Genomic DNA, 11,254 nt, shown 5'->3' on the forward strand with positions numbered 1-11,254 from the left:
TTGTCTCCTAAAACTTCGCTGTTGATGAAGATTTAACAAGTTTTTTAATCTCATCTAAATTATCTGATTTTGGTAGTTGCCAAGGCATAGGAATTTTTCCTTTTGTGAACATTTTAATTGCCACTGGAACGTGTTTAACAATCCCTGGCCCCTCAGAGTAGAGTACTAAACCACCTTCATCAAGTACACCACGTTTTGCGATCGAGTGTTTAAATCCAACTGCATGACGTGTCGCAACGTTAGATGGCGCTTTTCCTTCTTGGAAAAGTTTTTGGTGAAGTTTAGTGATTTTTGCGATCGGATTGATCTCTTTTGGACACACTTCAGCACATTCAAAACATTTAACACAGTCCCAAACTCCTTGTGCTTCAGCATTAACATCTTCAAGTCTGTTTGGAGATTCATCACGAACATCTGCTTCAAATCTATAAGCTGCTGCAAATGCTGCTGGTCCAAAGAAATCTTCATTTACTTCAACTGCTGGACAAGCATAGTGACATGCACCACATTGGATACAAAGATCAGCTTCATCTAAAGCATCTGCATCTTCAGGAGATACGAGGTTTTCAAGTGCTGGAGCTTCATCAACCTCTGTTACAACATACGGTGTAACTGCTGCGTGTTTATCCCAAAAATCAGCCTTGTCTATAATCATATCTTTAATAGCACGTTTTTTACTTAATGGCTCGATAACTAGCTCATTGCCAAAAAGTTCTACCATATCATCCATACTCTCTTTACAAGCAAGAGTAGAGCGACCATTTACTTTGATAGCACAAGCACCACAGATACCGTGACGGCAAGATCTTCTGTAAGAGAAACTTCCATCATGATCCCATTTAATTCTGTTGAGGATATCTAAAACAACCTCTTCAGAAGTTACTTCCATCTCATAATCATCATAGTATGGAAGGTAATCCTCCTGCGCATTGAAGCGGAATACTTTAAATTTTACTTTTTGTGTAGTAATTGTATGTTCCATAGATTAATCCTTAGTAGTTTCTTGCTTTGAGTTCATGTTTACCAAGAACAACATCCATATAATCCAATGAAATCTCTCCATTTTCATCCATGTATGCCATAGTGTGTTTTAACCAATCTTGGTCATCACGCTCTTGGAAATCTTCTCTATAGTGAGCACCGCGGCTCTCTTTACGTGGAAGGGCTGATTCTACAATAAATAAAGAGTAATCTAACATGTGACCAAGCTCTATAGCTTCTTGTAATTCAGTGTTAAATACTTTAGACTTGTCTTTTATACGAACATTTTTAAATCTTGCTCTAAGTTCTTTTACTTTTTCAATAGCAAGTTTGATAGTATCTTCAGTTCTAAATGCACCAGCATTCGCAGTCATAGCTTGTTGTAACTCTTCACGAAGATTTGTTACAGTCTCGTCACCATTGTTGTTAAGAATGAAATCAATCTCTGCCAATGCAGTTGCAGCGTCTTCTGGGGTAGCTTTATGAAGATGGATGCTATCGATCTCTTCAACCATTGTTTTACCAACATAACGACCAAATAAAAGTGCTTCAAGAACAGAGTTTGCACCAAGGCGATTTGCACCATGAACAGATACACAAGAACACTCACCCGCAGCATAAAAACCTTCGATAAATTCATCGTTGTTTTTACGAACATTTCCAGCAATATTTACAGGGATACCACCCATAGAATAGTGTGCAGTTGCAGAGATTAAGATCGGCTCTTTGATCATATCTAAACCTAAGAACGTGATAGCAAGTTCACGTAACTCAGGAAGTTTTTGCATAATTAGGTCTTTTCCTAAGTGTGTAACATCAAGATATACAGCATCTTTTCTAGGACCAACACCACGGCCTTCTCTAATCTCATTTAAAATAGCACGAGATACAACGTCACGAGAAGCAAGTTCAAGAGCATTTGGAGCATATTTCTCCATAAAACGCTCACCTTTAGAGTTAAACAGACGTCCACCTTCACCACGAGCAGCTTCAGAGATTAAAACACCGTTTCCTGAAAGCCCAGATGGGTGGAATTGTACAAACTCCATATCCTCTAAAGGGATACCGTGACGAGCTACGATAGAAAGACCATCACCAGTATTTGCATGTGCATTTGAGTTGATCTTATAACATCTAGCGTATCCGCCAGTTGCAAACATTACAGATTTTGCATTAAAGATAGCTATTTGCATATCACGGATATTAAACGCAACTACACCAGATACTTTTCCATTTTTATAAATGATATCTGCTGCATACCACTCGTCCCAAAACTGAACACCAGCACGGAAAGCTTGTTCATAAATAGTTTGTAATAATGTAAGACCAGTTCTGTCTTTTGCAAAACAAGCACGTGGTGAACTTTGCCCACCAAAAGGTCTTTGAGCAATTTTACCATTATCCCAGCGGCTAAATGCAGCTCCCATTCTCTCAGCCCAGCGAATAGTCTCTGGGGCATTTTTACACATAAACTCAACAGCATCTTGATCTGCTAAGTAATCGGCACCTTTTACCGTATCGAATTCATGAAGTTCAACACTATCCTCGTCACTAAAAGCGGCATTAACACCACCTTGAGCAGCACCTGAGTGGCTTCTCAGTGGATGAAGTTTTGTAATTACAGCAACTTTTTTGCCTGCATTTTGCAATTCTCTTGCTGCTGCACATCCTGCCAGACCTGCACCAACAACAACTGCGTCGTAAGTATAAATAGGAATACTCATTCAATTTCCCTTCGTATAAAGAACTAAAATAATGCTGATTATAGCTCAAAAAGACTTAGGGAAGATTAAATATTACTTATATAACGAAGAAGATAGAGTTTGTTACAATTTGAGACACACAGAGAAAAATATGTGTTACGATATTTCTCTAGTGCATATCTCTTTGTGCCATATCTCTTGTTTGGAAAATTTTGTTTTTTCCTGTAGTTATAGCGTAGTTTAAAATCTCTTTAGCTTGTTTAATAGCCTCTTCGAGATTTGTATTGTTTGGTTTGTTGACATGCCCACCAGTGACTGTGATACGTTCGGTACCAACATTTGGCACATTAAATTTCAGATCAGCAATACTTTCACGGATAAGCTCAACATCTTTAAAACACTGCTCTTTTGTTGAACGTGAGAGTATAATAGTGTACTGGTTATAATCCGTTCTTGCAATAACATCTACAGGTTGTTCATAAAGTGAAATAGTGTAAGCAACTTTTTTGAGTATAGACTGTGTAATATCTTGTGGATACGGTCTGTGTGTTTTTGAAAAGTTATCTATATTGATGACAGTCACTGATGTAAAGTTACTATCTTTTAAACCTTTTTTATGTGAGTATGAATTGAGCATACCTTTATAGTTATTGATACCTGTGACTTTGTCTAACATTGTTGGATTGTCATTAGTGATAACTTTTCTATTCATTCTTAGTGCAATAGCATCTGCTTCGATAGAAAAAATCTCATACCCTTTTTTATCTTTATCTACTTGGTATAAAAATTCAATATCTTTATAGATTTTATTGAGTCTATATCTGTACCAAAATGTAAAAAAGAGTACAATGATAAATGCCACTATAGAGATATCTTGGATAATAGAAAACTTTTGTTCGTCGTACTTGATATGTTTTAGAAGCATATTATTAATATGAGTGATTACAGCACTTAGTGAATCGTCAAGTGCTTTTTTTGCTTCTATCTCTTCATCAGTCTCTTTTAGGTTCTCTTTTTTGTTTTTGAGAATATCTTCATAATATACGTGAGCATCTTCATTGAATGTATCTGTTAGTTTTGATAATTGGTTTACATCTGCTCTGTATTCATTAGAATTGTCTAAAATATAATCTTCTGAAAAATTGTACTTGTAGTACATCATCAGTTTATCTATCTCTTGATGTAGTTGTGTACTTTTGCCATTAAATTGAATAAGGGCAAGTTCTATATCGTTTTTGTCAAGTTGCGAGAGTTTATGTACGATACTTTTTTGGTTTTCAAGGTTGTTTATCTTTTTGTATGACATTGTATGTTCAAAAACAAAAAACATCAAAATAGAGAAAACAAAAAATACAAAAATTAAGTATGTTTTCAATCCCTTAAAAATCTTCTTCATGGAACTTTTCATAGTTATGTCCTAAAAATGTTATAATATCATCACAAATATTCTATATCTATAGAAGTTAATATATCCTTAATATGAAGAAGTTTTTTTGAATTTAGAAAATTATTTTATATCACAATTTAACAATAAAAATATTGGTGACGATGGTGCTGTGATTGGAAAATATGTTTATTCTAAAGATGCTTTTTTTGAAAATATTCATTTTAAACGAGAGTGGTTAAGTTACTTTGATATCGCCAAACGTGCGATGTTAGTGAATATTTCAGATGCTATAGCCATGGGAGCCAAACCAAAATATGCACTACTGAGTGTTGCTATGCCAAAAGATATGAGTGCAAAAGATATGAAAGAGTTAGCAAGTGGTTTTCAAGAAATAGCAACAAAATATAACATAGATATTGTCGGTGGTGATACAATAAGTAACACAAAGTTAGATATAACTATAACAATCATTTCTCAGGTAAATAAAACTTTATATCGAAAAGGGATAAAACAAAACTATCTTTTGGCATATACTGGTGTTCTGGGTGAATCTGCAAAAAGTTTAAAAAAACTACAAAACCTTGGAAAAATCCACCAAAAATCTAAGTTTATCCATATACAATTACGTCAAACATTTTTGCAAAAAACAACGAATGTTCTCAAGGCTGGGATGGATATCTCAGATGGGTTATTTTGCGATACGCAAAAATTAGCTGATGCAAATGGTCTGGGAATTAAATTTTTCAACAAAATACCTAAACGTATAGGATGTAGTGGAGAAGAGTATGAGATGCTTGTTGCTTTTGCTCCTCGTGATAGAAAAAAGATGATAAGACTAGCAAAGCTTTCACGAACGAAACTTACAGTTTTTGCTAACGCAAAACGAGGTAAATATATAAACAGATGCAAAGCGCATCATTTTTAGGAACAATATGGACAGATTTTATTCTTTAGCACATGCAAGTATAGATTTTCACTTTAAGCAAAGTGCACGTGATTTTGTAGTTGATGAGATACCTTTATATGAGTTTAGTGGTGAAGGTGAGCATTTAGTTCTTCACGTGCGAAAAAAGAACCTCGCTACAAATGAGATGATAGGGATAATAGCACGCTATTTAGGGATCAAAAATAAAGATATAGGCTATGCAGGACTCAAAGATAAAAATGCGATGACAAAGCAGTATATCTCTTTGCATAAAAAGTATGAAGAAGCGTTGGAGAGTTTTGAACATGATTCGATCAAAATACTCTCAAAAACATACCATAACAATAAAATAAGAGTGGGGCATTTAAAGGGAAATAGATTTTTTATACGTTTAAAAAAGGTTAATCCTACTGATGCGTTAAAGATCGATGAGGCTTTAAAAAATATTGACAAACAAGGACTTCCTAACTTCTTTGGGTATCAACGTTTTGGAAATGATGGAGACAGTCACATTCTTGGGGAAAAATTGGCAAAAGGGGATGCAAGAGAACGCAATCCAAGAGTAAAAAAGCTTCTGATTAATGCGTATCAGTCGCATCTATTTAATTTATGGCTTTCTCGTCGTTTAGAGATCAACTCTTTAGTGAGTAGTTTTAAGGTGGATGAGTTGGTACCATTACTAAACTTACCAAAACATGAGTTAGAGAAGATGAAAGCACAAAAACATCCATTTAAACTGATGAGTGGTGATTTGATGGAGCATTATCCATTTGGGCGTGTTTTTGAGTTTAGTGGCGAAGCACATGATCTAGAGCGTTTTGATGTAAGAGACATTAGTGTGACTGGACTTTTATCTGGTAAGAGAGTAAAACGTGCATCTGATCTTGCGGGTGAGATAGAAAAAGATTTTGACGATGAGTTAAAAGAGGATGGAGCTCGTCGTTATGCGTGGGTATATCCAACAGAGATTGAGGGAAAATTCAACCCAATAGAAGCACAATATGAGATGAACTTTACACTTCCAAAAGGGTCATATGCAACAGTTTTAATTGAAGAGATAGCTAAGAGGAAAATAAACTAGTCTGTAACCGTACTTTATAACTATTTTTTTAAGGACAAATCCTCCCTTCGGTCTGAGCCTTAAAAAAACACTTATAAAGCACTATAGAGAATAATTTAAAAGGTAAACACACATAATGGAAAAACACATAACAAGCTTAATATCACAATCATTTGGAAAATTTGCAAATAAAGAGTTCCCACATTGGTTTCAAAAGATCATAAATAACTCATATGTCAAACTTATGGGTTTAGATATGAGTGAGTTTCATGAGCCAAACACTTATAAAAGTTTAAATAAACTTTTTACTAGAACTCTAAAAGAACCTCGTCACTACTCTTTGGATGCTAGTGATTTTATATCTCCTTGTGATTCTTGGATTTCAGAACTAGGGCGTGTTCAAGACAATTATGCACTGCAAATCAAAGGGATGCGCTATAAAGTGAATGAGCTTTTAGGGGAGAACTTTAGTGATGAAGAAAAAGCAGTAGTTGAAGGTGGAGAGTTTATAAACTTCTATCTCTCACCAAGTGATTACCATCGTTACCACATTCCAACAAATTTAAAAGTACTTAAAGCAGTGCATATCCCTGGAAAATTTTATCCTGTAAATGTACCTTCACTTCAAAAACGACTCAATCTTTTTATAGAGAATGAAAGAGTAGTAATTCTTTGTGAGACAACAGAAGGTAAAAAGTTTTACATGGTACTTGTAAGTGCACTTAATGTTGGTGTAATGCAGGTGAGTTTTGAACCTCGTATCCAAACAAATGCAGATGTTACAACTCCACAAGTATATGAGTTTGAAAACACTTACTTAAATAAAGGTGATGATTTTGGCTGTTTTGAGATGGGCTCAACCATCGTTATCGTATCCGAGAAAGATATGTTTAAAGAGATCAATATCAAAATGGATGATAAAGTAAAGTTTGGACAAACAATAGCAAAACTAAATAATTAGATACTCTTGTGAAGTTTCTTGAAGTTTTTTCTCACATCGCTTAATTGCACTGTTCATTGATTCGTTACTTTGTTTAATAGTTGTGATGATTTGAAGAGAGAAAACTTTATTTGTTTTTGAAGATTCTAAAATCTTTTTTGTAACAGCAAGTGCGTGATCTTCAGACCATATCAAACAAGTGAGTAAAAAGCTTGTATCACTCCAACGAGTAAGCATATCATCATCCCGAATCTGTCTTTTTATATCTTGAGCAACACTATAGATAGTATCTTTGTCTTTAGAGTTTACATTGATGATACAAAGAGCTATAAGCTTGTCATTAAAAGATGCGGCATCAACGTAACCAGATGATATATTCTCAAAGTAGTTTCTATTGTATGCACCACTACTTTCATCAAGGTTTGTATTGTTTTCAATCATGAGTGATTTTATAAGATCGGTTGTAATATCATGAAAAAATATCACTTCATATTGGTCTTGCAAGGTATCGACTATAACCGAAAAGGCATGAGGTTTAAAGTTGTGATTGAAGATGCTGACAATTCGCTTTGACTCTTCTAACTCCATGATAGCTTGTTGCCATGTTTGGTTGTCAGAAATTTTTTCAGCATGAAAATAAAAATTGTGTGGTACAAATCTATCTTCTAATCTAGCAAATTCTCTTGTGAAATGTGCTATATCATCAACATGAAAGAATTTTTGAGCAGCTTGGTTAAAAAGTACAAGTTGATTTTTGTAAAAAACAAACACCAAATCTTTATTTTTGTCTATAAGTGATTTGATAAGAGTTTGTGCACTCTCATCTAGTGGTAAATCTTTATTTATATCTGACATTTGAAACCTTGTATAAAAACGACCATTATACAAAATTTCATAATATCTTGTAAACTTTTTAAAAAAAAAGTGTAAAAGAGTTAACTTTTATACGTTAAATCTAAAGTGCATAACATCACCATCTTGAACAATGTACTCTTTTCCTTCTAAACGCATTTTTCCAGCTTCTTTTGATTTTGCTTCACCACCACAAGCGATATAATCTTCGTAGCTAATAACTTCTGCACGGATAAAACCTTTTTCAAAGTCGTTGTGAATAGCCGCTGCCGCACGTGGAGCTGTTGAGTTTTTACGGATTGTCCAACTTCTTACTTCTTTTACACCTGCAGTAAAGTAGCTCATAAGTCCAAGTTTATCAAAACCTTTATGGATGATCTGCTCTAGACCTGATTCTTCAACACCTAGCTCATCTAAGAACTCTTTAGCTTCTTCATCTTCAAGACCAATGAGTTCCTCTTCAACTTTTGCACACAGTTTTATAAGTTCACAGTTATTTTTAGCGGCATGTTCTTTAAGTGCCTTTACATACTCATTATCTTCTAAAAGACCATCTTCATCAGTATTTGCACCGTACATAATCTCTTTGTCCGTTAAAAAACGGAGTTCACGTGCAAGTTGTTTGTACTCATCACTATCTGCTTTTGGATAATTACGAGCTAGGTTACCTTCTCCTAAAAACTCTAAAAGTTCAGTTGCAACATCTACAAGCCCTTGTGCAGATTTATCAGCTTTTGCCTGTTTTTTAAGGCGTTCAATTCTGTTTGAAAGTACTTCGATATCGGCAAGGATAAGTTCACCTTCAATGATCTCAACATCACGAAGTGGATCGATGCTTCCTTCGTTATGAACAATATTTTCATCTTCAAAACATCTAACGATCTGTAAAATTACTTCTGTTTCACGGATGTTTGAGAGAAATTTATTTCCTAAACCTTCCCCTTGAGATGCGCCTTTTACAAGTCCAGCGATATCTACAAAATCAAGTGTTGAGTATTGGATACGTTCAGGATTAACGATTTTTGCTAACTCTCCAAGACGTTTGTCAGGTACTGGAACAACAGCTTTATTTGGCTCGATCGTACAGAAAGGGTAGTTTGCCGCTTCTGCGTTTTGTGCCTTTGTTAAAGCATTGAATGTTGTTGATTTACCTACGTTTGGAAGTCCTACTAAGCCTATTGCTAATCCCATATTTTACCTTTAAAAACTTTTTGCGCAATTATAGCTAAGAAAAACTAAAAAAACAGATGCTACAATTGCGAAAACACTTATAAGGTTTATTTTTTGATACTTAACGATAAAAAGCTCATAATATTTGATTTTGACGGTACATTGATAGATAGTGTTCCTGATCTTGCTAACTCTATAAACTTTATGCTCTCAAAACTTCGCAGATCAACTCATGATATTGATCTTATTCGTGCATGGGTAGGTAATGGTGCGACTACACTTGTAAAGCGTTCTTTGATGGGCAAAGGGGAGTTTATTGAAGATGAGATCAATAAAAACCTTTTTGAACAGGCATTACCAATCTTTTTGGAGCATTATGAGACAAACTCTTGTGTAGAAACATTTTTATATGAGGGTGTTCAAGATACGCTAGAAGTGCTTAAGGGTAGAGGCTTTACAATGGTTATAGTAACAAATAAGCCTTACAAGTTTATAGCACCTATTTTAAGCTCATTGGGGATTGAAGAATATTTTGATCTTTTGATTGGTGCTGATAGCTTAAAAGAGAAAAAACCATCAGCGGAACCACTCTTGCATGTCATGAAAGAACTCTCATTTACTAAAGAAGAGACCCTTATGGTTGGAGACTCTAAAAATGATATCATCGCTGCAAAAAATGCGCAGATTGATTCTGTAGCTGTTAGTTATGGCTATAACTATGGTCAAGATATTGGTTTATATGCTCCAACTATAGTAATTGAAAAGTTTTCAAACATTTTGGAGCATCTAAATTAAGATATGGATCAGAGAAAAAAGATAGCTATTGTTGGTGGTGGAATCGCTGGGAGTTCTGTTGCACTGTATTTAGCAAAAACAGGATTAGATATCACACTTTTTGAGAAAGAAAAAACACTTGTAAGTGGTCCTCCAATGTGTCATCTACATGCTGGTGGCAATCTCTATAGAGAGATCGATGACAAGCAGTGTAAAATGCTTTTAAAGCAATCGATCGAGCTTTTACGTTTTTACCCGTATGCTATCGATTTTCGTCCAACTGTAATAGCAACCCCAACTATTGATGAATCTTCTGCGAATGAACTATTGCCACGACTGCAAATGCTACAAACAGAGTATGACAAACTTATACAAGAGGATCAAAATAATAAAGTTTTGGGAGAAAGTTCAGAGTACTTCAAACTTTACTCAAAAGAGAATGTTTTAGTTCTGAGAGAAAAAGAGTGTGTAAAACAACCAAAAACTTTAGATGAGTGGATGATTCCCGTTTCAAAAAATATAGAACTAGATAAAATCAAGTACCCATTGATCATTGTTCAGGAGTATGGACTCAATGTTTTTAGAATATCTGCTAGTGTAACTTTAAGACTAAAAACACAGAGCAATGTAACACTCAAAAATGGAATAAAAGTTACTGATATTAAAAAATATGAAAACAGCTTTAAAGTCACTTGCGATGATAGTGATAACGAGACTATAGAAAATTTTGACTATTTAATTAACGCTGCTGGATTTCGAAGTGGTGAGATCGATGATATGCTTGGAATTAAACGAGATCGTCTTGTTGAATTTAAAGCAGCATATGTAACAAAATGTGAAAAATATGAGGGGCTTTGGCCGGAGGTTATTTTTCATGGAAAGCGTGGAACTCCACAAGGAATGGCACAATTTACTCCATATCCAGATGGGTATTTTCAGCTTCATGGAATGACAAAAGATGTAACGCTTTTTGATAAAGGACTTGTGCGTAGCAATGCATTAAGTGCACAACCAAAACTTGATGATATTTTCATTAAAAAGATCGATCAAGGATGGTCTTTTAGCGCGACACAAAGCCGCACACTTGCTGCGATTGAGCACATGGCACAGTATATTCCAGCATTTAAGAATGCAAAAGTTGCATCAAAACCTCTTTATGGTGCACAACAAATTCCTGGAGATGATGCAGAGCTGAGAGCTTCTGAGGTCTCATTTGAAGGTGAAAGATATGCACGTTGTGAGATTGTCAAAGCTTCTTCAATTTTAACGATGGCAGATGCAATTGTAAAAAGATTGATTCAATTAGATTTTATAGATGAAAAATATTATAAACAAAGAGATTTTTCTACCGCAAAACAATCAAAAAAAACGCAGATTGATCACTATGCAGAACAAATATGTAAAGCCAGAGAATATCCCATTTCATTAGCGTATGTAAATAACTCTTATTAGAAAAAAAATT

The 11,254-nt window shown here is 34.8% G+C and carries 10 protein-coding genes; 5 read left to right on the plus strand and 5 right to left on the minus strand.

The features are described from left to right. Positions 1-7: 7 nt before the first annotated feature. From ACQY56_RS11040 to ACQY56_RS11050, 3 genes are all read right to left on the minus strand, one after another. A complete protein-coding gene (locus ACQY56_RS11040; protein WP_428738704.1) occupies positions 8-982 on the minus strand; it encodes a succinate dehydrogenase/fumarate reductase iron-sulfur subunit in 975 nt (324 codons plus the stop codon). Positions 983-992: 10 nt separating this feature from the next. Beyond that, complete coding sequence (sdhA, locus tag ACQY56_RS11045) at positions 993-2,705, minus strand: succinate dehydrogenase flavoprotein subunit (protein WP_428738705.1); 1,713 nt, start codon at positions 2,703-2,705, stop codon at positions 993-995. Between the two features lie 148 nt (positions 2,706-2,853). Beyond that, a complete protein-coding gene (locus ACQY56_RS11050; protein WP_428738706.1) occupies positions 2,854-4,080 on the minus strand; it encodes a diguanylate cyclase in 1,227 nt (408 codons plus the stop codon). Between the two features lie 97 nt (positions 4,081-4,177). Between ACQY56_RS11050 and ACQY56_RS11055 the strand changes: the two genes are divergently transcribed. The 3 genes from ACQY56_RS11055 to ACQY56_RS11065 all read left to right on the plus strand — a co-directional run bounded on the left by ACQY56_RS11055 (position 4,178) and on the right by ACQY56_RS11065 (position 7,017). After that, the gene (locus ACQY56_RS11055) at positions 4,178-4,996 is read left to right on the plus strand and encodes a thiamine-phosphate kinase (RefSeq protein WP_428738707.1); all 819 of its coding nucleotides are present in this window, start codon (positions 4,178-4,180) and stop codon (positions 4,994-4,996) included. 7 nt (positions 4,997-5,003) lie between these two features. Further along, positions 5,004-6,077, plus strand: a complete 1,074-nt coding sequence (truD, locus tag ACQY56_RS11060; RefSeq protein ID WP_428738708.1) for a tRNA pseudouridine(13) synthase TruD — start codon at positions 5,004-5,006, stop codon at positions 6,075-6,077. 115 nt (positions 6,078-6,192) lie between these two features. Next, on the plus strand, positions 6,193-7,017 hold the full coding sequence (locus ACQY56_RS11065) for a phosphatidylserine decarboxylase (RefSeq protein WP_428739639.1): 825 nt from the start codon (positions 6,193-6,195) through the stop codon (positions 7,015-7,017). Here ACQY56_RS11065 and ACQY56_RS11070 read toward each other — a convergent pair. Together ACQY56_RS11070 and ychF are read right to left on the minus strand one after the other, a co-directional pair. Beyond that, positions 7,006-7,851 (minus strand): hypothetical protein, encoded by an 846-nt coding sequence (locus ACQY56_RS11070; protein ID WP_428737771.1) that lies wholly within the window; start codon positions 7,849-7,851, stop codon positions 7,006-7,008. The two genes, ACQY56_RS11065 and ACQY56_RS11070, sit on opposite strands and share 12 nt — an antisense overlap. 87 nt (positions 7,852-7,938) lie before the next feature. After that, a complete protein-coding gene (ychF, locus tag ACQY56_RS11075; RefSeq protein WP_428737772.1) occupies positions 7,939-9,039 on the minus strand; it encodes a redox-regulated ATPase YchF in 1,101 nt (366 codons plus the stop codon). A gap of 93 nt (positions 9,040-9,132) precedes the next feature. On the opposite strand from ychF, the gene ACQY56_RS11080 reads away from it, so the two are divergent. Both ACQY56_RS11080 and ACQY56_RS11085 read left to right on the plus strand, forming a co-directional pair. Then, positions 9,133-9,813, plus strand: coding sequence for a phosphoglycolate phosphatase (locus ACQY56_RS11080; protein ID WP_428737773.1), 681 nt, complete (start codon positions 9,133-9,135; stop codon positions 9,811-9,813). A 3-nt stretch (positions 9,814-9,816) separates the two neighbouring features. Next, entirely contained in the window at positions 9,817-11,244 is a 1,428-nt protein-coding gene (locus tag ACQY56_RS11085; protein ID WP_428737774.1) for an FAD-dependent oxidoreductase, read from the plus strand. Positions 11,245-11,254: the final 10 nt, after the last annotated feature.

The organism is Sulfurimonas sp., assembly GCF_050296975.1.
Classification (GTDB): Bacteria; Campylobacterota; Campylobacteria; order Campylobacterales; family Sulfurimonadaceae; genus Sulfurimonas.

Coding starts and splice junctions, on each gene's coding strand:
- ACQY56_RS11040 (WP_428738704.1), bottom strand. CDS start 982: ATGGAACATACAATTACTACACAAAAAGTAAAATTTAAAGTATTCCGC.
- sdhA (WP_428738705.1), bottom strand. CDS start 2,705: ATGAGTATTCCTATTTATACTTACGACGCAGTTGTTGTTGGTGCAGGT.
- ACQY56_RS11050 (WP_428738706.1), bottom strand. CDS start 4,080: ATGAAGAAGATTTTTAAGGGATTGAAAACATACTTAATTTTTGTATTT.
- truD (WP_428738708.1), top strand. CDS start 5,004: ATGGACAGATTTTATTCTTTAGCACATGCAAGTATAGATTTTCACTTT.
- ACQY56_RS11065 (WP_428739639.1), top strand. CDS start 6,193: ATGGAAAAACACATAACAAGCTTAATATCACAATCATTTGGAAAATTT.
- ACQY56_RS11070 (WP_428737771.1), bottom strand. CDS start 7,851: ATGTCAGATATAAATAAAGATTTACCACTAGATGAGAGTGCACAAACT.
- ychF (WP_428737772.1), bottom strand. CDS start 9,039: ATGGGATTAGCAATAGGCTTAGTAGGACTTCCAAACGTAGGTAAATCA.
- ACQY56_RS11085 (WP_428737774.1), top strand. CDS start 9,817: ATGGATCAGAGAAAAAAGATAGCTATTGTTGGTGGTGGAATCGCTGGG.